The sequence below is a fragment of the Tepidanaerobacter sp. EBM-38 genome (assembly GCA_001896545.1).
GTDB lineage: Bacteria > Bacillota > Thermosediminibacteria > Thermosediminibacterales > Tepidanaerobacteraceae > Tepidanaerobacter.
Genome location: MPOT01000090.1, coordinates 1 through 24314 on the forward strand (window position 1 = coordinate 1; position 24314 = coordinate 24314).

General features: G+C 33.3%; 21 protein-coding genes. 1 reads left to right on the forward strand and 20 read right to left on the reverse strand.

Features of this window, described 5'->3' with window-relative positions; translation table 11 throughout:
• Nucleotides 1-82 precede the first annotated feature (82 nt).
• The 19 genes from BUC45_RS09860 to BUC45_RS09945 all read right to left on the reverse strand — a co-directional run bounded on the left by BUC45_RS09860 (nt 83) and on the right by BUC45_RS09945 (nt 23063).
• Nucleotides 83-796, reverse strand: coding sequence for a toll/interleukin-1 receptor domain-containing protein (locus BUC45_RS09860; protein ID WP_296972022.1), 714 nt, complete (start codon nt 794-796; stop codon nt 83-85).
• A gap of 77 nt (nt 797-873) precedes the next feature.
• Nucleotides 874-1545: a hypothetical protein gene (locus tag BUC45_RS09865; protein ID WP_296972025.1), complete on the reverse strand. Its 672-nt coding sequence runs from the start codon at nt 1543-1545 to the stop codon at nt 874-876.
• Between the two features lie 105 nt (nt 1546-1650).
• Nucleotides 1651-3111, reverse strand: a complete 1461-nt coding sequence (locus tag BUC45_RS09870) for a serine/threonine-protein kinase (RefSeq protein ID WP_296972026.1) — start codon at nt 3109-3111, stop codon at nt 1651-1653.
• A gap of 2 nt (nt 3112-3113) precedes the next feature.
• Nucleotides 3114-3755, reverse strand: a complete 642-nt coding sequence (locus BUC45_RS09875) for a hypothetical protein (RefSeq protein ID WP_296972028.1) — start codon at nt 3753-3755, stop codon at nt 3114-3116.
• Nucleotides 3748-5433 carry a DUF87 domain-containing protein gene (locus BUC45_RS09880; protein WP_296972030.1) on the reverse strand — a complete coding sequence of 562 codons (1686 nt, stop codon included), beginning with the start codon at nt 5431-5433 and terminating at the stop codon, nt 3748-3750. Before BUC45_RS09880 ends, BUC45_RS09875 begins: the two co-directional genes overlap by 8 nt.
• A gap of 18 nt (nt 5434-5451) precedes the next feature.
• Nucleotides 5452-6612: a hypothetical protein gene (locus BUC45_RS09885; RefSeq protein ID WP_296972033.1), complete on the reverse strand. Its 1161-nt coding sequence runs from the start codon at nt 6610-6612 to the stop codon at nt 5452-5454.
• Nucleotides 6599-7399 carry a hypothetical protein gene (locus tag BUC45_RS09890; protein ID WP_296972050.1) on the reverse strand — a complete coding sequence of 267 codons (801 nt, stop codon included), beginning with the start codon at nt 7397-7399 and terminating at the stop codon, nt 6599-6601. Before BUC45_RS09890 ends, BUC45_RS09885 begins: the two co-directional genes overlap by 14 nt.
• Nucleotides 7399-11460, reverse strand: coding sequence for a hypothetical protein (locus BUC45_RS09895; RefSeq protein WP_296972034.1), 4062 nt, complete (start codon nt 11458-11460; stop codon nt 7399-7401). Before BUC45_RS09895 ends, BUC45_RS09890 begins: the two co-directional genes overlap by 1 nt.
• A gap of 11 nt (nt 11461-11471) precedes the next feature.
• Entirely contained in the window at nt 11472-12527 is a 1056-nt protein-coding gene (locus BUC45_RS09900; protein ID WP_296972035.1) for a hypothetical protein, read from the reverse strand.
• The gene (locus tag BUC45_RS09905; protein WP_296972037.1) at nt 12524-13579 is read right to left on the reverse strand and encodes a hypothetical protein; all 1056 of its coding nucleotides are present in this window, start codon (nt 13577-13579) and stop codon (nt 12524-12526) included. The genes BUC45_RS09900 and BUC45_RS09905 overlap by 4 nt, the downstream gene beginning before the upstream one ends.
• 32 nt (nt 13580-13611) lie before the next feature.
• Nucleotides 13612-15033 (reverse strand): restriction endonuclease subunit S, encoded by a 1422-nt coding sequence (locus BUC45_RS09910; RefSeq protein ID WP_296972038.1) that lies wholly within the window; start codon nt 15031-15033, stop codon nt 13612-13614.
• Nucleotides 15034-15050: 17 nt separating this feature from the next.
• Complete coding sequence (locus BUC45_RS09915; RefSeq protein ID WP_296972039.1) at nt 15051-16937, reverse strand: N-6 DNA methylase; 1887 nt, start codon at nt 16935-16937, stop codon at nt 15051-15053.
• 13 nt (nt 16938-16950) lie between these two features.
• Entirely contained in the window at nt 16951-17313 is a 363-nt protein-coding gene (locus BUC45_RS09920; protein WP_296972040.1) for a hypothetical protein, read from the reverse strand.
• Nucleotides 17314-17328: 15 nt separating this feature from the next.
• Nucleotides 17329-17559 carry a DUF2188 domain-containing protein gene (locus tag BUC45_RS09925; protein WP_034835528.1) on the reverse strand — a complete coding sequence of 77 codons (231 nt, stop codon included), beginning with the start codon at nt 17557-17559 and terminating at the stop codon, nt 17329-17331.
• A gap of 14 nt (nt 17560-17573) precedes the next feature.
• Nucleotides 17574-18827, reverse strand: coding sequence for a restriction endonuclease subunit S (locus BUC45_RS09930; protein WP_296972043.1), 1254 nt, complete (start codon nt 18825-18827; stop codon nt 17574-17576).
• A 204-nt stretch (nt 18828-19031) separates the two neighbouring features.
• Nucleotides 19032-19322, reverse strand: a complete 291-nt coding sequence (locus BUC45_RS12055; protein WP_366750127.1) for an HNH endonuclease — start codon at nt 19320-19322, stop codon at nt 19032-19034.
• A gap of 132 nt (nt 19323-19454) precedes the next feature.
• The gene (locus BUC45_RS09935) at nt 19455-19928 is read right to left on the reverse strand and encodes a hypothetical protein (protein ID WP_073026957.1); all 474 of its coding nucleotides are present in this window, start codon (nt 19926-19928) and stop codon (nt 19455-19457) included.
• 901 nt (nt 19929-20829) lie between these two features.
• Nucleotides 20830-21897, reverse strand: coding sequence for a DNA sulfur modification protein DndB (locus BUC45_RS09940; RefSeq protein WP_296972046.1), 1068 nt, complete (start codon nt 21895-21897; stop codon nt 20830-20832).
• Between the two features lie 257 nt (nt 21898-22154).
• Complete coding sequence (locus BUC45_RS09945) at nt 22155-23063, reverse strand: diguanylate cyclase (RefSeq protein WP_296972048.1); 909 nt, start codon at nt 23061-23063, stop codon at nt 22155-22157.
• A gap of 107 nt (nt 23064-23170) precedes the next feature.
• On the opposite strand from BUC45_RS09945, the gene BUC45_RS09950 reads away from it, so the two are divergent.
• On the forward strand, nt 23171-23416 hold the full coding sequence (locus BUC45_RS09950; RefSeq protein ID WP_366750124.1) for a helix-turn-helix transcriptional regulator: 246 nt from the start codon (nt 23171-23173) through the stop codon (nt 23414-23416).
• Between the two features lie 250 nt (nt 23417-23666).
• Here BUC45_RS09950 and BUC45_RS09955 read toward each other — a convergent pair whose 3' ends face one another.
• On the reverse strand, nt 23667-23954 hold the full coding sequence (locus BUC45_RS09955) for a stage V sporulation protein S (protein WP_078054691.1): 288 nt from the start codon (nt 23952-23954) through the stop codon (nt 23667-23669).
• Nucleotides 23955-24314: the final 360 nt, after the last annotated feature.

Genomic DNA, 24314 nt, shown 5'->3' on the forward strand with positions numbered 1-24314 from the left:
TTCTTCTGTATATTGTTTTCTTGTCATTTAAGTTAACCCCCTGCTTTTATACTATCATATACAAAGATTTTCTCCAAGTTGGTTAGGGGGCTATAGAGATAGCCTTTTGATTGTGTATATTATCTTTTTCAAAATCAAAATTACTATTTTTTTGTCTGGTCTGCTCCGCAAAGTCAGATAAATGGGACAATATTTCAGCATAACTTTGTTTCATAAATTTATTTTTATCTAAATCTGTTATTTCTTTAAAATTAGGTATTATATCAGTAGTTCCATTTACTACTCTATCATAAATAATTTTCTTTGGTTCTAATTTTGGTTTTGCACCTACTTTAGGTACATCCATTACATCAACCTGAAAAATCCTATGTAGTAATTCATCAAACTTAATATCAAACTGGCTATCATCTGAAAAATCAATGAAATGAAAACCTTCCAGATAAAATGGAACGGCTTTTCTATAGTCTCCCTTATGCCTCATTATTAGAATTATCTTATCTGGATTATCTTTTATATATCGTATTAATAAATTTGTCTCATACCCCACTCCGCCCTGGAAAGTATCTGCTTTCTTAGCATAGTTTTCAGTAAGAATAAGTAAGATATTATCACTATTTTTTATTTTTTCTACCATTATTCTATTCAAGTTAACAGTTTTGCTTTGCGTTTCAAATTTATCAATCGTTGCATCAACACCGTTTTCCCTTAATCTAGCCGCTAAGAATGTTACCCAGTTTTCGTGTTCCTCACTATCCCAACTATAACTGATAAATACCGAAGGATGTTCTTTTGACATTTTTATCCCCCTTTTTATATGGCAGTAAGATTATTATTCAATTTATTGACATAAACTTAAAAATCACAATAATAAAATCAATAAATACTCTCTAACCACTTTAATACATGCTCCGGGCTTTTCTTCAAAACATACATCCGTTTATAATTCTCTTTATTTTCTAATACATTTTCTTTTATAAGAATTTTTATAACGCTATATACCAGAGTCTTTGGAGATTTTTTGTAATTTGTTTCTTGAATAATTTTATCGTTTAATAGCGAAGATATTGTAGACGTCTTTATGTAATCCTTATTATATCGAACAAATTGGTCTATGATAGTCCTAACAATTTCTTCAAATATATGTATTGGAATTATATTAGGATAACTACTGCTCCCATCAGGTCTTGCCGTTTCAATTCTTATGTTTTCATTTTCCTTCTTCCACGTTGTTCTATCTGCTACATCTTTTATGTCTTTTTCATTCTCCTCTTCAATTTCTTCGTTATCTTCTTCCTGATTATTATTAATTATGTAACCTCCAAACATTTCTTTGTAAGAGCCCTTTAAATTTGCGAGTTCATTCATATGGCTTTTAACTTTTTCAAATATTTGCAATGCATTTTGTATTTCTTCAACTTGACCATTTTTACTACAATCAGGTATATACTCTTGAAGGATTTTATTTTTTAGATTTTCTAAACTATCTTCTAACAAGTCGTATGAAGCGCTTATGTCCTCAATTTCCTTTTTAAAAACTATATTCATGCTTATCCCCCCCCGATATTTTTTTGTAAATATAACTGACCTGCTCACATCTTTAAAGTCCTTTAATATTAAAATGTAATTTCTACCTATTACTACTAACTCACCCTAATACCTCAGATAATCTAAATACTTGCCATATTCCTCTAACCTGTCCCTAATCAACTCATCATTTGGGTCAAGCCTCATCGCATAATTAAAATAAGCCCTTGCCTTTTTAAAATCTTTCTTCTGGTCATATGCATGCCCCAATTTTTTTACTATATAAAGCATTCCAGGAGTCTTTTTGTTAATTTCCTCTAATATATCTATGGCATTTTCCTGTTCGCTATTTAAACCATAAGCACATGCTAGCCTATATCTGTAATTTAAGTCATCGGGATTTCTTGATACAAGTTTTTCGTAGACTTTGACTGCTTCCTCATATCTTTTTAGTTCAAAAAATAATTTTCCTTTTAAGTATAGAAGATTATCTTCTAAAGCCTCTCTTCTGACATCCTCTATCTCTTTAATATCTATACCGTTTAATACATCCATGCTTTCAAAATATCTTCCCTGCTGAAAATATGTATAAGCAATATGATACAATACATCAGCAGATTTATTTCCATTCTCGTACTCCGTTTTTAGCAGTAGTTCTGCCTTATCAAATTCATTATTCTTATAATATCGAATTACTCTTTCTATCCAATCAGTATCCTCGTATTTTACTTCAGCCCGTTCATTGTAAGAAATAATATTTCTATCTTCACTTCTTAATGCTTCTTCTAAATCTCTTTTTATTTCGCTTATATTCTGATACCTTTCATCAGGGTTTCTTTTGAGTAATTTCATTATAATTCTTTCAACCGATTCAGGTATATTATTATTTATCTCTCTTGGTTTTGGATAAGGTATATTATTAATTAATTGATTTGCAGTTTCATGAGGAGTCCTGCCAGTTAAAAACTTATATAAAAGCACTCCCAATGAATATATATCTGAATTAAGATATCTACGATTAGACCCAGCCACTTCTGGAGCCATATAAGCCCAGGTACCACCGCCATCAATTGTTTTTATAAATAAATCTTCAATCAGTTTACTTGTACCGAAATCGGTTATTTTGGCTATTTTCCCGTCTGTCAATATATTTTGAGGTTTAATGTCTCCATGACATATTTTCTTTGAATGTATATATTCTACACCATCTAGTATTTGAAAAAACAAGTTATATATTTCTTCAAAAGTTCTGGGACTCTTAAATCCAGTTTCACATAACTCATCTGATAGTTTATGCCCGTTAAAATACTCCATTTCAATTAGAAAAACTCCATCTACACGTCCCATCCAGTATATAGAAATAACATTTGGGTGATGACTTCCGATGAATTCTTTTCCTTCCGATAAGGTGTTGTCTCCCCGTTCCTGGTCTTTGGGTATTTTAAGCGCCACTGTTTGCCTATTTTCAAGGTTTACTGCTTTCCATACATAGCCAAAGGAACCTTCATCAATAAATTCTTTCAGCAAATACTTATCCCCTATACTCATATCTACTTGCGGATGAAAATTAACTGCTTTTTTCTTCATAATTAACCTACCTCTACCCATTGATTTAGTGTCAAATTATCAATATTGCCTGAAGCAACACAGCGATAAACCAGATAGGTCGTTTTCAAAGCATTTATTCCTTGTACATAGGTACCATCACTTCTTTTAAAGCCATTATCCAGTATTGATATATATTCTTCAATATCCCCTGGATTTTCCCCAGCATAACTCCAATATACAAACAATATAATAGGTACATTCCCGCCCAACTGGTGATAAGCAAGAAGCAGATTTTGTATCTTTTCCTTGATTTTTAAATCTTTTCGTCTATTCTTTTCATATCTTTCAAATTCACAAATCAGTATAGGACTATTATCCTCTTTCGAATACCAAATAGAATCTGGTCTTACTTCGTTAACTTTTATTTCGTAACTGGCCTGGCTCTCTGCAACCATTTGTCCATAGTGGCTTCTTTCAGAATATGGAAACACAGGACATTCAGAAAGGGATGTAACCCCGTCAACAAATCTTCCTATTGCGGTTATATAATTAAGACCTACAGTATGGACAGTTTCTGAATAGTCCCTTATTCCGAATTTTGTCATCATAGGAAACATTTCGTTTCTAATTTTTCCTTCTTTAAATTCTTTTTTTATGAAATCAATGATTGTTTCCTTATTCATTGAATACGCCCCATTCTTTGATAACTTCAGGGGACTCTCCGCCATGTATCAACGCTTTTGTTCCTATTTTCACAAGCAGCGGCGCTGGTATTGACCTCCCGTTTACCAACGCTTCACCAGTAGATAAGGATGGCAGTTCTTCAATATCAGATGTTGAAAACATATCCGACGTTTTTGCAATAAACCTCTGGTCATCTGGATTCTTTAGTCTCATTGTAATGATTGTATTACATTGCGATGTGACATCAGGGTCCAGTTTTGACGGCCTTTGAGAAATAATTGCAAATCCTGTACCAAACTTCCTTCCTTCTGCCGCAATCTTCTTAATAATTTTTTTAGATATGCTCGGAATCCCCGCAGGTGCAAAATTATGCCCCTCTTCATAAACAAGGAAACAGGGCCTTATTTGTCTTTTTTTATCTGATGCTGCCCTCATAATCTCACTGGATATTAATGCTGTAATAATCTGCTTAGCATCATCTGACAATCCTTGTAAATCTATAATTACAAGCCTTCCCACGCTCTTTCCTTTTTCCCCAATCATTTCATAAATATCTGTAGGTTCACCAATAGCCCTTGTGTAAAAACTCTTCGCCTCATTTATCACTCGGGTTAATTTCATGGAAGCCACTGCTGCACTTCTATTGTTGAGCGCTTTGGCTTCCCCTTCAGTCAAGTTATCCCAACTCTTTAGTTCTTCTAATCCCCGCTCATCTGATAGCAAATATGTTAAATCCTGAATATCCCGAGGAGGATTATTGTACTTCGCTTTCCAATACCTGATTGCAACATCTAATACTCTTTCCTGGGCTTCTGTTAAACCTGGAAGAATGGAGGACAAATCATCCATATCAAATCTATCAAATTGCAGGGCCAAATGATGATTTTTTGCACTATATTTATAATCAAAAGAATCCATCTGAGGAGTATATACTTTTATTCCTCCACCAGCATTCAGCATCTTTGATAAATTCTCCTGAATTTTTAGTATGCTCTCCCTCTCTTTCTCGTCCTCAATAAAATCAAGATTGTTATTAAAATGTATCTCTCCCTTTTCAAATGCTTTTCCATATTCTCCATGAACGTCAAAAACTACTACTGTTCCATTCATCTCCGCTACAAGCCTCTCAATAATTCTGCCCACAGTGTACGATTTACCAGAGCCAGTCATGGCAAGCACAGCCAAATGTTCCGTAACCAGTTTGTTTACATCCAGATAAACAGGGACTATATTACTTCCCTTGTCGTATCCAATCAAATTACCTATGTTAATGCTTGTATTCTCATCAAACTTATAAAACTTTGACAAAAACTCATAATCAACACCATATACCTTTTCCCCTGGGTTGAGAGGTCGCCTTGGTATTTTTATCTGTCCATAGTTGTCCCTGTACCCCACCAGTTCTATGGTCCCAAATAAAGTCTCCCCAGTAACTTGGGCACCTGGTAGTATCTCAAGAGATGACAGCCCCTCACCCATATTGGAGTTATATAGAATATTGCTTCTGGATATGGATACAATTCTCCCTAGAACATATGTATCTCCATCTTCTTCCGATTCTCTATGCTTGATTTTTACAAACTCTCCTCTTTTAGCAGAAAAACTGTTTTCGAGAGCAATCTTTAAATCATTAGGATTGCCTGTATTGCCGATAAGTTTGCCTATATATTTATCCACTACAATCTCCCCTCCTCCTTATTCCTCAAACACATCCAAATCTTCTTTCCAAATACTCTCCAATGCCTCATTTTGGAGCATTTCCCTGGCTTGTGTTTTATAGTATTCTAAAATTACATTTTTCCCATTATTTGTGGCCTCAACTGGCTTTAAAGCATATTTGGCATACCATAATGGCAGTGGCAGTGCTTTTTTCTGGTCAAATGCAATCAGGGATATAATTTGAGAAGCCAGTTTATCCAGCATTTCAGATGACCAATCTTTTACATTCCCTAATACTTCTACCAAAAGTGGCGGTGTAGTGTTTCCTGCTTTAACATGCATACCTATTAACCCCACATCCCGTAAAGTTTCAGGTTCCAGCCTATTATCCTTATTTAATCCGTCATATTGAAATGCTGCTGTCCTTGTTCTTTTTACAAGAATACCTGTTAGCAACCTTTTAATACCTACATCTTGAATTTTGGGCATTAGTTTCTCCATCTTTTTAATTATGCTATTGTCCACATCATCTGGAATATAAACTAAATTATCCTCAGTCAGAGCATATATAATTGCACCAAACCTTTTTGTTCCTACTGATGCGATTTTAATTCCATTTTCATTAAATGGGTATACCATGTCCTTATATTTATCCCAGAAAAACTTAATGGTCTCCCTGCATTTATCATAAACTTTTATAGTATCCTTTCTATCTTCAAGGGGAGCATCCGAACGCTCAAGTACCAAAGGTACATCAACCAAAACGAGTTCAGGTTTTTCATCATCTTCCATTAAGTCAGACAGGAGTTTATAGACATTGATAATATCTATAAACTTCAACTTTTTCTGATTATCCAAATCATCTATCTCATCTACATCAACGATACTTTCCTGTCTTGTTTTATAAATAGAACCTTCACTTATGAGTATGTCCTGCCTTACTGCCCCAGCAACATATAACATTCCGCCAAATGCACTGGAAGTCCTATTGGTTGCCGCAATACCTGAGGCCTTAATAGTGAGAGGGGCTATTAATTCTATATTCCTAACCACCCCACTTTCCTTTAGGGCAGGGGCTATTTTATCAATAAACCGCATTTTGGATGATAACCTGGAAACTGTGGCTGGAAGACCTAATTGAATATTAGCCACTATGCTTTGGGATATTGGAGTACTATTTTCTTTAAATCCATCCATCTTCTTTTTCTCCCCTTTGTTTTACAGCATTGATAAAGGATTTCAATTTCCTTTCTTTAACTGCAGTCATACCCTTGCTTAACAATCCATTCTCGTTAATATATTGATTTGCTACCAGGTCTTGATATCCTTGCTTGGCAGTTTCTTCATCAATGAAAACTCCAAAATATTTATGAATTATACTTGACAGACACTGACTTAAGTCAATACCAGCCCCTGTCAGGATAATCAAATAAATATGAATATCATCTAATATAAAATCTTTTGTTTCTACCAAGGATTCTTGTTTAACATCCTCAGCAAGGAGCAGGGAATTAAAAAGAGCCTTTAATTTATCTTCTAACTGAATCATTTTATAGTCCAATAACGGTAGGGTGACTACCGTTACTAGACCTGTTCCCGTATTCTTCCTGTAATGAATTCCAAATTTCTTCCCATTTTGTTGAAATATAACATCTTTTGCTGTGGTATCAATCAAAAAGCCTATCGGAATTCCCTCATAATTATCATCTGTTCTACTTATTCTTATATCTACCGATGAGTGAAGGATTTCCTTTAAATTCATTTCGGTCCAGGAAGGTGTAAGTATTAACTGGTTTTTATTATCCTCCAACCATGCATTAAGTAAGTCTAAGTTTTGTTTGCCCAGTTTAGTTAATAGAATTCCAGGCAAAACTAGCACCCCAGTTTGCAGTGAATTCATCTGGGTTACCTGGCAGTCATAAAAATCCTTAAGAAGCCTGTATTCTGTTCTATTCTTATATTCATCTAATATTTGAATAGCCATCACAGTACCTCAACCTTTGTCCGAATGAGTTTCACCGATTCTAACTCACGCTTTTCCTCAAGGTAGTCATCCCAGTTAATATCCCCATTCTTTTCCACTACGTGCTTAAAAAAATTAAAGGTAGTTTTCTTAATCAATGGTGAGTTTTTAAAGAATGATTCACCTTCACTTGCAAGCAAATTCATTTTATTCTGTATCGCTTCTTTTGTGGCAGCATAAGTTTCCTCTTTTGGGTACTCTTCCATATTTATTTGTGCGGATACGGGAGGTTTTCCCTGTACTCTGCATATCTTATCTATGGTACTTATCAGCAAATTATCATAAAACTCATTCTTCTTTGTCCTTGCTAAATTCATTACATTTGTTTTATAGCCTTCAATAAGCCCTACATACTGCTGCATATCTTCTACCCTCTTTTTAAGAAGCGCCAAAAATTCATCAGGCTTACTCAGCATAACGGGCTCATTATCTTCAATCTCTTGTTCAAGGCCGCCGTTAACAAATAACTCCAATTCTCTAATACAGTTGCTTAAATTCTTCACCTCGGTATGATTTTTTAATTTTTCTGGAGCATCAGAAAAATAATCAACCCACCTTTTGCTTTCAGGTAATTTCTTATAACAGTCAATGATAGAAGTAAAATTCTTATAAATAGCCTTATACTCACCTATTATTCCTCTATCATTAGCCCACTTTAACTCATTGTTCTCAATAGGCTCTAATCCGCAGGCATCAAGAATTTCTTCAATTCGCTTATATGCTCCACTAAAATCTCCATCTTTTAACTTATATGCTAATGTGTTTATATAGGAAACCATAGTTCCTGTACCTAATATGGTCATCTTTTCATAATCAGTTGAGTTCTCCAGTTCATTACAATACTTTTGCAGTATATTCGTTATCGGAGAAATAGGAAGCATGAATCCGCCATACTCACAATTTTTCTTGATTTCTGCAATTTTATCCGTAATGCTCTTTACTGCTGGGTCCTTTAAGGTATTAATATAGTCTATAAACAATCTTATATGCCTTACCCTAAACCACAAAGGCTTATCCTTATCATCAATTTTAATGTCCTTTATGATGTTTGGATTATAGGTTTTGATGTTATTCCATCCATCGCTGTCATATACTTGGTAGCAAACTCCTAAGAATTCCTCAATCTTCGAAATAACATCTCTGAAGTTTTCCATATTCTTATCATCTTTTTCTGATAACTTATCAACATTAATGCTATCCTTAATTTTTTCAGCCTCTTGAAGTTGAACTTTATAATAAGGTACTTGATTCTTCTCAAGGACATCCAAATAAGGACCGTTTATAACCTTTTTCATGCTTTCAATTTCTTTATTACAATTATCTTCCAACCATTTTTTAACTAAAGAATATCTACCATCTAATTCATAATTAGATATTCTCTCAATAAAACCGTCCTTATTTATTAATAAAAGATTTAAACCTATCATAAACTCTATCCACTGTTCTAGAATGCGTTTCGGTTTTACTTCATGTATAAGGCTGAAGAAAAATTTTTGGCTATAATCAGTCTTAGATTTGTTACTGTTTCCATTAAACTTCAGTATTCTGTTCATACATGCGGGTATATTTATGCTGTATCTATTTTCATCCTCATGAATGAATAAACCTGTTTCCTTATATCCTTTTCCCTCGTTCATTCTGCCTATGGCGGTTGATTTCAAAACATTCTTTAACTCCGTATATTCTGCATCAGACAATCTCACATCTTTTTTGCTTCCAAGTTCCTCAAAATCAAGGTTTTGGATGAGCATTCGCTTATAAGCCTTTGACAGCAGCGCTATTTGTTTCTCATCATGTTTCTTATAGATGATAGGTCTTAATATCCAGCCTTCCTCATCTAATTTTTCAAACCATTCTCTTGCCTTTAAATTAAAATGGTCCCTGATTTTTCTGATTCTATCCCTAAAGGTAGAAGTAATAACATTCCTGTTCTCCCTTATATCCAATATGTCCTTATCTATGGACATGACCTCTAAAATATCCTTTTGAAGTCTGTTTATATTGACAAATATCAAGCACTTTCCTATGCCTTCATACTTTTCTTTTACAAATTTATCGGTGTACTCTGCACTAATAACAGAATCAGAGATTACAATAACAGGATGAACTCCTTCTTTTAAAAGTCTGCTATCTAACAGTGCATCTTTTAATCTATCTTCATCCTTGCCCCAGATAATATCTACTATTCTGTCCTCGTGAACATCAAGGTAAGGTCCTCCTTCTACCTTGGTCCTGACACATTCAACGCCATTGATGGTATAGAAACTTTCTTCTGGGTAGTTTATTTCCAATGCCCTGCAGGCACCTGAAAGAACCCTTTTTACTTCCTCTTTTCTATTTTTGCTTCTTTCTTTTACTAACGCTTCAATCTCTTTGTTTTTTTCAGTATCTGGAACGTAGCCAAAATCATCTTTTTCTACTCTATACCTTTTATCAAGGCGGCTTAAATAGGCAAAGTTTGGTCCGATATATTCTGCTTCTTTTATATCTTCTTTTTCTATTTTTTCAAGGATGTATCCATAGATATATCTTGCTGATTCTTCAATATCATCCTTCGGATACAACATCCTGACCTGGTCTAAAAATGTTTCTTCTTCCTTCCCCACAATATACTCATTTTCTTTTACATTGAGAGAAAAAGTTTTTAGGCTTCTCAAAAGTATGCCTAAATCAAAACTGCTACCGAAATTATTAACAAATATATCTCCCGTTTCTCTTTTGTAGCCTTGAGAATTGAGGTAAACCGCCAAATCATCCTTTTCTAATTTCACACAGTAAAACTCTTTGAATAACTTTTCGCCATCTTCTGCCTTTGCATCCATCATGGCATTTATTTCTTCCGCAGAATAGTTTGTTTTCTTCTTAGGGATTTGCTCTAAAAGAGCATGCTTAATAGTCTGCCTGAATCTATCATCACACTGAATATAGTCAAAAGCAGGTTTATCAATCAAACTTTCTTTAAAGCGGTTGCTGGAGTTTAATATGGCTTCAAAGATATATCCCGTTTCTTTTTTGACAGAACTGTCTTCCATCTTTTGGTCTACGTTATGCATAATAACGTTAAACCAGCCAAAATTACCTCCTGCTATGGTGTAGGCTGCTTCAATCAGTCCTTTTGGATACTCAGGTATCATGCCCTTCTTGTTAAGATAAGCGATATAATCCGATATATCTGCAAAGGAATTCTGAAGCATTTCATACATTTCCGTTCTTCTGTCTAAAGCACCTATCCCCTGAATACTTCCTCCTATAACTGTAGAACACAAAAGAAGATAAGAAACCTCTGGATATTTCTTTCTCGGGTCTTCATGTTTTATAGCACTTGTAATTACCTGAATTGCTTCTCCATCTATTTTGTTTACCAGTTCCTTCTCTTTTTCAATTCCATACTTTGCAATTTCCCCCGCTGTTTCTAATTCATCGCAGACAATAAGGAAATGTTCAATACCGAATTGCTTAACATATTCCATTCCTTTTCGGGTTAGGTCATCCAATTTTTCTTTGTTTATAACCAGTTCATTTAAATTTACCCTGTCTACTTGCAGTAAATCTCCAAGGATGTTTCTATCAAACCCTACAGGAGATAAGGCATCTTGAATGGCTTCCATAATCTTTCCTTGAATGCTTCCATCGGATTCTCTGCTTAAATAGGACAGCGCTGTATAAATGCCGTAAGCCACCCAGTTATCTCCAATTAAATCAGGATGGCACATTTGGGAATACCTTATGTATAATGGAAGAACCTTATCTTCGAAATTCGGCTTGAAAATTCTCACTTCCTTTTGTACGCCATCTTCATTAATAATCCAGCCCTTATCCATGCCAAGAGGTTCTGAAATAAGTTCGAAACCGATACGGGATTTACCTACACCCCACTTTGAAATCAGCGGGAAAATAGTTGCCATCCCTGCATTTTTCATAGTCTTCGTAAAGCCTTTGAAAATTTCATAAAACTCTTTCTGCCCTACCATCGGCTGATTTAACGGAAAATCACTGGTACCGAAAGGAGCCCATATAGACATATCCATCCCTCCTAATCTCTAATCTCCAACTTAATTAATTGATAATCTTTTTTCCCCAGCAAGCCCCTGCCGTGCCTGGGTTGTCCCTGCTCATGGTCTTTAATTATAAACTTCCCTTTGTTTATACCTGTAACAAAGTAATGGTCAATCCATTGTTCTTCTGCCATAGTATTTTCACTGTCAATCTTCTTTTTCAATATGGAGCCTACTATTCCTATTGGGAAAAATCCCCTTGCATCCGAATATTTTTTAATTAATTTATGTAGTATTTCTATATCATCCATATCGGCTTCATTTACTAAACTTTCATATACATCAATACCTGCATCCTCTTTTATCTTATGTTTATCTAAGATGTACCTTCTATCTTCGCTTTCAACAATCCACCCTAAATAGTCAAACAACAGCATTGGTATTTTTAAATAAGTACTCATGGAGCCTAAAGAAGGATAATCTTTATTAACGCCCCTAAATTCTATTTCTTCCCCATCTCCAATATCAAGTTCCCTTCTCCAGAAATCCCCTAATATCTTTGATTGATTCTCCTTCATTAAACTATTAATGTTCATCTCATCAGGCTTGTTGCTGAAAATGTAAAACTTCTTGTCATTTAGGGTTATATAAGCCTTTGCGAAGTTTTCCATATATCCTTTTTCAAAATAGAGATATCCTCCATTTAGCATTGCATAAGCAATGGTCCTAATTCTTATGGAATACTTTAATAATTGACTTCCCAATACCTTTTCCCATTCCTCATTATGTTTAAATCTTTCTACCAGTTCAGTAGCACCCCCTGTAAGTTCATATCCTCCTTCAATTTCTTTTATAAAGTTACATCCAACGATAGTTAAAGAGTCTTTATCTTTTTCTGCACCAAAAAGGCCATATACCTCATCAGCATTGACAATTCTTCCGCTCTCGTCAACCTTATAGCCAAGATAATCCCTGGCTATATCTTTTTTACTGCTGCAGGGTATTTTCTTTGGTAAAGATTTTAAAATTTCTGCCCATCTTTCTATATTGGATGCTTTTACCCAAAATCTGTCCGTACCTATTTTTATAATCATAATGTATTCCTCAACTTTTCTACATAATCTTTAAGGGTGCTTTTAAACTTTCTGGAGCGGTTTTTTATAATAATATCCTTTGAGTATATCAAGTCTTTAAACTTTTCATTGAGGACATATTCCCCATCTTTAAAATCAATTTTCTGCTCATCCATCATATCAAAAACCACCTTGTCTACTTCAGGAGCCTTATCTGGGAAAAGGTACATATCATTTTCCATGCAAAACTCATATACAAAATCATTAAGCCTTCCTACCCTAACTTCCCTGCCCTTTGTATTGAAGATGTAAAAGTCTAAAGGCTGGGTTGTATAATAATTGGTGTGGTCCGTAGGTCTTATGGATAAGCCTTCAAAACCAGCGGTCTGGTATTCAAGGGCTATCATAGTTAGTATGGTTAAAAATGTTTTCCATGGGTAAGAAAGGACCTCCGCTACTTTCTCTTCCACTGGAAAATCCCTGTATTCATAGGGAGTAAAGGTGTATTTGTTTTTATCCTTTAACTTCGGGAGATTTACAGATGAAGTTATCCTCCTGCCCTGTACCCATATTTCATTAGGATTATTACCCATCGGTGATAACTCCACATCCTCTGTATCCTCCGCCAACTGCATGGTTTTTAGTTTTGTAAGGATTGAAGGATATTGAGGATACCCATTAAACACAGCCTGATAAAAGGACTTTATTTCTTCCGTTTCTTCTATATCTTTATCCTTAATATTTAATATAGTTTCCGCAAATTCAGGGATGCTGTCTATAAACTCATATAGGGCTTTACCGTCTCCCCTCTGACCTATAATACAAGCCTCTTCGTATGCTTTTTTCAGCAACTTATGTAACAAAGGAGGATAGAAACAGAGAAGAGATGTTATAAAGTCTTCTCTGTTTACCTTTCCGCTGAACTTAATCCATTTTTTTGTGATAATCAGCCTGTCTTCTATGAGCCTAATAAAATTTTGGTCTATAAGGTATTGCAAATCGGTATTACTTTTTATTTCTCCATAATCGTATAGGCTATTTAAACTTTTAACTAATTCGTTTATATTTATCAAAGGTCTCACCTTCTTTTGCTTTAAGCAAAATTCTAACTATTTGCTTTTACTTTCGACATATCAAAGTTGCCTTCTATCAGGTCTTCTACATCTTGTTTGGCTTCTTGGACTAGTTGTTTTGATTCTTTTGTATATCTATAACCTAATTCAACAGCACTTTTCATGACATTTAACTCTTCAAAACTAAAGTCCAAAATAGGAACTATGATTTTAGATACATCTTCTGGATAAGAATGTGCTGTCATTCCTTTTACAGTCCTTTGAACTTGATAATATCCCCAGTTTGATTTCATATATAAAAATAAATAGTACGGATTAATTTTATCTAAATTAGGCTTTATACATGTAATTTCTGTTGTTGGTACATATGAATTTGTTTCTAAATTAATATTAACTTTTTCTCCTATATATTTTGCTAAATGAGCAGAGTTTCCCCATATAATACTGTATCTATCTAATAAGTAATTAGTATTGATATTTTCATCTATATACTTATCTCCATTTGCTAAAATAAACCAATCTCCTAATTCACCAACTCCTATATTCATATACTTTCTTTTTTTATTTGTGGTTTTATATGTTCTTCCATTAAAGATATTAGAATCGCATAATTCATCTAAAGTTTTTAAACTAAATCCTTTGCTTTTTAATTGCTTTTGTAATCTAAAATATTTTTCTTTATAATATTCACTATCTATTCTTTCAAATATATCTTCTTCTCTTATATAGTTTGCAGTGTAATTTTTTTCATCTTCCAAAACAATATTACCTAATTTCTTATATATAATCTCTTCAGCCTCTTTCTTCAACCTTTTCGCTTCTTCTCTCAACTCTTCTGCTTTTCTAACCTTATCTCCTATGTATTTTTGGATTTCAGGAGATGGGATAGGAACCCTTATACTAGTAATATCATCTATATTTAAATATTGAATAATTGAATTGGATTGCTTCCTATTTATTTGATTACGACCAAATGAAGAATTTAAATAGCAAACTAAAAAATATGGATTAATTGATTTTGGAGTAAATCGCAAAAAACTACTTCCTGTATGAGAATTAGATAACTTTTGAGGTACAACCAACGCTTGACCCAATTGTCCCTTAATTCTAAATAATACATCCCCTGCCTTTACTTCATTTCTTATATTTTTTAAATGATATTCCTTATCAATAAAAGCAATATTGGAATCACTCAAGAAAAAATCATCTTCTATATCAGGAATTCTTAAATATGGTACCCCTTTATCGCAAATATGTCCGTAAGGTGGCGTCCCATAAGAAAAGTTTGTTCCTATTTCTCCTAATTCAACATAATCTAGGCCATTGTCGAACTCAATTTTTTCTATTGTCAAATATTCGCTTGAATAAAATTGTGCATCAATCCTATTTTGTACAAAACTTTCTGAAATAATAGTACAACTTGGTTTTGAATATAAAATATAATATTTATTCATTTTGTCTTCTCACCGTCCTACTCCATATCCTCTGGCATACCCTTTTTATAAGCCTCCACAATCTTTAATAAATCGTTGTGGTCGTCACCTAACTGCACTTCTACATTCTGTTTTACAGTAAATCCAACCTCATCTGCTACTGCCATAAATACAGGACCCTGCTTTTCTCCTGGATGTTCCTTCTTCTTTAGGTACAGTAGCGACGTTTTTGCACCTGCACCTGAAAGGGCAAAGGTTTCCTGCGGAAGACTTATAACTGCTTTCAGTATTGCTTTGCCGCCTTCAAATTCACCTGTTACAGGGTTTTTCTTACCCATGATGTATTCACGTACATATTTATCCCCTGAATTTGAAAGAATTCCATCTGGTACAACTATCATGAGCAATCCGCCTGGTTTCAATAATTGAAGGTTTCTATCGATAAACAATACTGCTGGGTCTACCGAATTTACTTCTTTCCACTTACCTCTGCTATCTGGCTTTGACCCAAGAGATAAACCATAAGGACTCATTCTATTTTGCCCATCCTCATCTATGTCAGAAGAGTAATATTTGATAATTTCAGCACCTTCTGGGTTTTCTACGGTTGTTTTACCTTTCTTAATTTTTTTTGAAACTCCGGTTTTGGAAAACGGAGGATTTGTCAGAATGGCATCAAAGGTTCCCGGCTCAAGCCTTGTATTCATCAATGAGTTTCTAGTTTGGAAAATAGGGCACTTAGGTGCTCCATGTAATGCCATATTGATTCTTGCCTTGAGAACCATTCCCGGAGCATTATCAGCACCTATAAAACAGTGTTCCTTCATTTGTTCAAATAGTTCTTCATACTGCTTCTTGTCTCCTGTCAATTTGTTCAGAAGGTAATGCTCTATTTTCTGTAGCATTTTTATTAAAAAGCCTGCCGAACCGCAGCACAAATCACCTATGCGGAGGGTAGGTATTCCTGTTTTGGGGTCTTTAGCAATTAGTTTTGCTGCCCCGTCTTTGGTAAGGTCGTGTAAAACCATTTCTGCTGCTGCTTCCGTTACCTGTCTTGGGGTAAGATAGATACCCATACCGCCTTTATTCTCAAACTTTCCTCGGAGCAGTACATCAAAAACCCTGCCCAATACATCCCCAGTTAAATCCCTTAAAGTGGCAGGTCTCTCTACACCGTCAATTATTATTGTCCCTAAATCTTGAAGAGCCTTTAAAACAGCAATGTAGATGTTGGGATTTTCCAGTTTTATATATTCATCTGCACTAAATATGTTTGCCTTTTCCCCATTATCCAGAATAGCAACATAATCTGCATGGTCCTTTATTTCTTTAAAGGCTTCCCTTATCTCCTGGACTGCCTTGTCCTTATGTTTTTCTACATATTCGTATCTATATATCTCGTTAAACAATTTCCCTGCCACATTGCCTTTAGTTAATCTATATTCAGGATGATAAAGCCTGAAGGTCTCCAAAAAAATAAGTTTACTGAATTCATCGATTACATCATTGGAGTTATTTACATGGTCCTTCATTCCATAAATCATTTCATGGAGTCCATCAAATTTCTCTTGTAACTCCTGATATTTTCTTATTGACCATTTATCCCTATCAGTAAGTTGCCTTTTGCTTGAATACAGTTTAATCTCATCTTCAAAGACTGATGGAATTTCAGAAACAGCCTTTTCCTCTTCAACAAGGACATAGGCATTGCTTGTACCGTTTGTAATCCAAGCATATGTAGAAATAGGGTCTGTTGCCATCGCTTCATATGTTATGGCAGTAACCAGTTCTGGTTTCAACTGTTCTTCATCTACTTTTTTTACATATACATATACATCTTTATGACTGGCTATAAAGGTAGCATCATCAATATCCTTTATTTCCTCGTAACCAAGTTTTTTGATTTTATCCTTTAGTTCCTGCATGAAAAATTCCTCCTTAATTTTTTGTTCTCATTAAAACAGCCCCATTGGGATGAATTTTGTATTTTCCGCTTTGCTCTGCAATTTTTGATATTTCTTCTGCACTGACCGTAATATCATTTGGTACATATTCCATAATCTTTTTTATTGGTGCAATAGGTTTACCATCCATTACTTTATCGACTATGTCCAATATAATAGTATTTAGATTATTTCCTCCAACACTGTATAAATCCCCTGTCTTTTTAATATTACTATCCATAAGAAGAAACAGTTGTAATTGTGCTTTATTCCATTTCACTCCAGACTCTTTTAACCTTTGGTGTAATTCTTCAACAGACTTAGGGGTTTTCAGTTGTTCATATACTATTTCTACCAACAGCGTCCACCTCCATTAATGTTCCTTATCTTTTGGTGGACACGGGTCATTTCCATAACTATCTTTACTCCTGATTTTGCCGTCTCTTCCTTGGATAATCAATTCCGATTTCTGGTTTTGGGCAATTCCTTTTGCTACATTTATTGCTTGTTTTTGAGTATCAGTAACTTTAGTTGCTCTTTCGTTGCCTTCACCTTTAACAGCCCATTTGTCGCCATGTCTTACAACCCATTGATTTTTACCCATATATAACACCTCTTTTAAAATTTGTTTTGTAACACACTTAAATAATTCATCATTTTATCTACTATTTGTTCTTCCAATTCTTCTCTTAGTCTTGGGATTCTAATTCTTTCAAAGTCCTTTCTCTGAATAAGTTTATACAATGTTCCTTTAGTAAACATGTTTATCTGGTTTAAAATCACTGGTTGTTTAAATAAAAATAAGAGATAATAAGGACTAATATTTCTGGGAACTAAATTATATAACGCATCTGTTGTAATCATGCCGTCAAATTCTTCAGTAATAATCGCCGTTGCATGACCTTTAGTCCCTGTGGCACTGCCTCCTTTAGCAGTTACTATTTCTCCACTTCTGACAATATATCTCATCCGATTGCTTAAATTGCCGTAAAATTCCTCATGTGTCTCTTTTATGATTGAAAAATACGGGTCTATATCAGCCAATAAAAAATATTTTACTTTTTGATTCTCGCTAACATCTGGCTTGTCCGCTTTTTTTATTTCTACAAGTTCTCCAAGTTCCTGCCATTTTATATCATCAAAATTCTTGTTAATTACCATATACAATTCGGTGTAAAAGTTTGAGTAGTACTCAGGGTCTAATCTGTGACTGTCAAGGTATTCTGTCACATAAAAGTATTTAAGATTGTTTTCTTCACCTTTATAATCAAATACTCTGTAAAATATGTTTTCTGCAGACCTGTATAGTTTTTCAGCCTCCGCATACCCTGTAGAATCATCAGAACAATCTTCCTGATATGTATGAAAGTCTTCAGGAATTAATAAATTTCCAACATCCTCCACAAAAATTTTATTTAAAATCCCTATTTTTATAGAGTTTAACAGCATTTGTCCGATACTGCTTTTTAAAAACTTATATAATCTTATACCTTTATCCCTATCCCTTAATGTAATTTTAATAATATCCGATGTTACTACACATCCTTCTAATACTTCATTTACATAAGTTACCTGTCCTGATTTACCTGATGCTGTAATCAATATATCTCCATAATTTATAATGTCTTTTTCTTTTACTACTTCAGGCTGTACTATTTTAAGTTCATTGATATATATGATTTCATTTCTTATATCTCCAGGAGCAATTATCTTATATCCGTTTTTATCTGTATAATACTCTTTCTTAACTCGAATCCCACTCGTTATCTCCTTGCATATATCGCTTAACGCTATAAGGGAATGGTTCTGTAATAATCGCTGTATTTTAAATTGCTGTACTACATAATCATAAGAAATTCGTTTTCCATCCATTTTATCTGGGGTAATAAACATGCAATTCACTTAACTCACCATCGTTCTGTAACATAATTTCCCCTCCTATTCGCTTTCTTGTAAAAATAATATTACTATTTTCAGGAAAAGTCAATAGTTTTGTTTCCAATTAATTATTAATCACGCAATATCAAATCTCTGTATTATGCACAAAAATAAAAACAGGCAAATGCAACCTGTTTTCTATAAATGCTGATTCACCATAATCCTTTCCTCTACTCCATTATTATAAACAAAAATTAATTTTCTCCTGACAAAAACAGGTCTTGCTCTATGGATAATCCGATGATGATTGGGACAAATAATAACCTGATTTTCTGGGTTATTATTGAGTGATTTAACAAAGGGGTCTAAATGGTGTGATTCTACTATATTGACTCCATACCTTGCACTAATATTTTCTCCACATATTTGGCAGCGATAATTATAAAGAAGTTTCAGGCTTTCTCCTATTGCCCTGTTAAGTTTACGAATCTTACTATTTTGTTCATTGTAGCAATAGAAGAATCTAGTTTATTACAATGAAAAATTATTTTAGCCTTTTATTAAAAAGAAAAATTTGTCTACTTTTTAAGTAGACAGTTGAATAATAAATATAATTAATTTTTATATATCATTACAATGTTCACAAATATATTCCCACACTTCATCATCAAATTCATATTTCATCATTGCACTACTAAGAGCAATTTTAAGCATTTCGTCTATTCTATGGACGCTAATATCTCCACTACATCCAATTGAATTATAAATTTGATAATATCCTTGACCAATAAAATTAATATATGCTTTTTGCAATGCTTCTTCATATTCTAATAATTCATACCCATCTAGACCATATATATCTTTAAGATATTCTCTTGTTTTTTCTATTAACTCTTCTTTTGTATTTGCATATATTTTAGCATATTCGATGTTCTCATCAAAATAATATGTTTGGATTTTACTCATATATTGTTCATATAAATCATAATTATTAGCAAGTTTATTTTCTTTCAACAATTCTTTTTCAATATTTTTGAGTTCTTTATACTCAGCAAGATACTTTTCTAAATCACTTTGATTAAAATAATAGGTCATAATTCTTCATCCTTTCATGTTATTAAATCTTAATTTTCTAATCTTGATTGACTAAAACTAAATTTGATTTTTCTAATTTTTCTCTTTATCTATAAGATTATATTTTTGATATAATTTATAGTCAAGAAATATTTATATTCGAATTCTTATATCTAGGAGGCATCCGCAAAATGCCTCTCATTTTCTTTATCTGGTGCTCTAATATTTATCATAAAAACACCTCCCTTGATTACCTCATATCGTTAGAGTAAAATGTATTTCTAAAAGCAGAGGGTTCAAATTTTTCAAACTTTATTTGAACCATTTAACCCCTACATATATAAGCATAACATAAAAAATTTTTGGTTCTTTTTGCAGGCCTTTCCCCCTATATTTATAGTATTACACATAAAAAATTTGAAGTTTTCTCTGTGTTTTTCACTATTTAGCATAACATATTGCAAATTGTAAACTTTTTTCTTTTATTCCATATTTATAGTGTAACTTATGAAAAATTTGAGATTTTTCAATTCACCCTTCTATAATTGAGCATAACACATGTAAAAATGTGTAAATCAGCAACATTGATTTGCCATAGAACTAAATTTTTTATACCTTGTACCCATCTCATCAAATTGACAATAAAAAAACTGCCTACTATTAGTAGACAGTCCAATAAAAGAGGCATCGATGATAAAGCCATTACTCGACTGAAGCATTCTATGTATAATCAATTATTCATATCAAGTAAATTTTTCTTACTTTTTGCTTAATTTCTTATACTTAATCCTATAGTAAAGTCAAAGGCTTCTCGCTCAAGAAATTAGGTAGAGTTAAATGTGATACCTTCCCCCTCTAATTAAAAAGGCTAGCAGATTACCTACTATTAGTAATTTGCCAGCCATATTTATTACAATTGAAGTCACGCTGTTTTTTCATTTAGTAACTTTTTAAACATCTTTTCAATCTTATTAGCAAATGTTTTTCTGCTTTCATTGTTATTTACTATAGTATACCCCTTTCCCTTTCCTCTTTTAATAACATCTCCGTACCACTGCTTAGAGCCTTTTGATAAATCTAGTTCATTAATTAATGGCAAATACTCTTTCCAATTCTCCTTCTCCCTTAGAACTTTGCTTATCGCCACATACCCATAGAACATAAAGTTTTCCCCTATTAACGATGTTTCTTTACTTTGCGCTCTTTTTTCGTAGTTATGAAGTTCAGGTATAAAATTTATCAATTCATTGAAAAATTCTGCAAGGTATTTAGATAATTCCATCGCCTGAACCCTTGTTTCTAAATCCTTGTAAACTATCTCTATAGCGTTTACAAGGGTAGCAAAAGTAACAATATGCCTTTCGTCCTTTTTAGGTATTGAATTTCTTACCACTTCTACCCTGCCAGCCAGGTCACTGTTTTTCATCAATTCTCTCACAATAATGTTTGCAAGGCCGGTTTGATTAAAATATTCCGCACGGCTTGAACTGATTTTGAGCCCAAGAGAAAATTGGTGAAATTGCTGCTGTGCAGTTTGGATATCATAATTAGTGATTTTAACAGGGAATTTAAGTTCAGACAAATCAAAGGCTAAATTCCCTTTTTCATTCCCTTCAAGAATCGTAGCCAAAGCCCTGATTCTGTGCTGCCCGTCGGAGATGTTTACTTCACCGTCCACATTAAGGTTTCCCTCGTCATCAAGTTCAATCTTTTCATTGCCGTCCGCAAGGATGTTTAGTGTAATCATATCTGTGAAATATTGGCCTGACAGCATAGAAGTATAGATTTTTTTCACATTGGCTTTACTGAATACAGCAACTTCAGTTTCCGTGTTGTCCTTTCCCCTTTTTACCTTTGTTCCTCTTTGTATTTCTGGATTATAAGTTATTACCCCATCCCTCCACATCTCTGCTAATTCCTGTCCATCAATTACTGTCTGGTATTCCTTTTCGCCTATCTGGTTTACATCCCTGAACACATATTCCGCCATACGAACTTTCCTCCCTCGTTTATATAAATATAAGAATACAGCAATCTTTTCCATACAGAAATTATTAACAGCATTTTCTGCTTGTATTCTATCAGAATCAGGTTAAAGGCTCAAGAAAAAAGTTAGTTGTGTTATTATTCTAATAATCAAAAAGTCGGTTATATTGAAAACAAGTTTATAAAATAAAAAGTGCAGGATTCTCTCCCACACCTTAACCTCTATTCCATACCCTTTATAGACCTTATCCTTTCTTAGCACTAATTTTCTTCTTTTAAGTACTTTGTAATAAGTTCATCAAGTTTCTCACTTACTTTCAACGTATCTTCATTATTTATTCCTTTACTCCCATTAGCAACTTTCTTATTTAACTCATCACGTAATTTTTCCATTTCCATAAGCAAATATTTTAACTTATCGCTGTTGTGTCTTTCTTTAGTTTTTTTCATTTGTTTCTCTCTGTATAAATCCCTATCTGCCATCTTAATTATATCTCCCACATTTCTTAAAGAATTATAATATGCCACTCCTGCACTAATTTGAATACTCATTCTTTGGCTTGCTGTTAATTCATTAATCTCTTTTCTTATTCTTTCTATTACTTTTTTTGCTGCCCTTTTATCTTGATTAAATAACAGAATGAGGAATTCATCCCCTCCATACCTTACTCCTAAGTCCTCTTTCCTTATATTCCTTTTAATCGATTGTCCCACTATCTTAATAACCTCATCCCCTGCCAAATGCCCAAAATTGTCATTAATTTCTTTTAAATTATCTATGTCTATGATTATTAGGGCAAAATCTTTTGTACTTAGAGGATAATATATTGAACCATTATTAATCAGTTCCCAATAGTTTCTGTTGTGCAATCCTGTAACTGAATCAACCATTACTTTACTGCATTTGCTACAGTCACTGCACTTTTGTTTTCTTGAAATAATGTTAATTATATAAAACTCTTGATTGCTAATATATATTTCATCAATTGTTACTAAGTAATTTTCCAGACAATATTGAATGCATGACACATTAGATAATTTATTAATAACATCTAGTTTTTCTAAATAATTATGTGCTTTTTTAACATTAGTGCTACTGTAAATAATCTTTTTTTCTCTATTTAGAATGATTCGGATTATATCCTCAATTCTGCATTCTTCCCCTTGCACAATAATTTACCTCCAAATTTATAGTTTGTTCTTTATTAGAATATATTATTGCATAACTTCGGATAAAATACAACTGTTCCAATAAAGAACATAAGGTTGGTGTTATTATGAAATTAATACTTGATTCCGAGGAACGCAATATTGCGGGTTCCAGGGTTAAAATCGCTAGACTAAAAAACAATCTGACACAGCAGGAACTTGCGGCTAAACTTGAAACACTTGCTGTCTACATTGACAGAGCAAGTATTTCAAAAATTGAACAGCGCAAAAGAATAATTACTGATATTGAACTTTTAGCCTTATCCCAAGTGCTAAATGTAAGTGTCAATTGGTTATTGGGTTTAGAAAAATAAGTTTTTGTTCTAATAAAGAACATTATAATATATACCCTAAATTCCATAAATTTAACAACATTTATTCTTTGTCTTACAATTTTTCTTTTCATATCGCCCCTATTTGCTTATCTTTTTTCTTCATTCATCTATAACCATCACAGCATAAAAAACACACCTTTCTATACTTAATCCAGTATAAGAAAGGTGTGCCCCTTTCGGCTGTATGCTTTGATATTACCATATTTTAGTCGGTTGTACAAGGATTATTTTATTTCTTTTTTGCAATTAATGTCCAGCGTATAGCGGTTTTAGGGATAGTATCATATTTATCTACTAGTGTATCTACTTTCACATAAAAGGGCCTCATATAAAACTTGTATCCCATTTTTACTAGTTTTTCTGTCAATAGAATCAAAACTTTTACCGTTTGGTAACCAGCCTTTACACCTATACAGTCTATATTTACAGCCATATTTTGCTTAATCTCCTCAACTGCTGCATCTGCAGCAGCATTAATATTGCTATCTCCTGCAACTCTAAGAACCTTTATATCCATGCATTACATACCTCCCTAAAGAATTATCTGAGGTATGATACAAGATAGTCTAAAATAATTTCAAGTTTTTTATAGCATCATCTTTTTTATTAAAATCCTAACATCTCATAATAAATCAATCATAGTCCCCAACAGGTATGAACAATAAGAATAAGCATTATGTTCAAGTATTATTATTCATACCTTTATCCTTCTCTATCTAAAATTTCATTGATATTTAAAAGAAATAAAGCAAAAGTTCCTATTAGTTCTAAAAAATACTGTCAATAATCTTTGAAAATGTCACCTAAAAGGCATGATTTTTATTCAGTGAAAATGTCACCTTTGACATAAAATAAAAACAACAAAACACGTTACAAA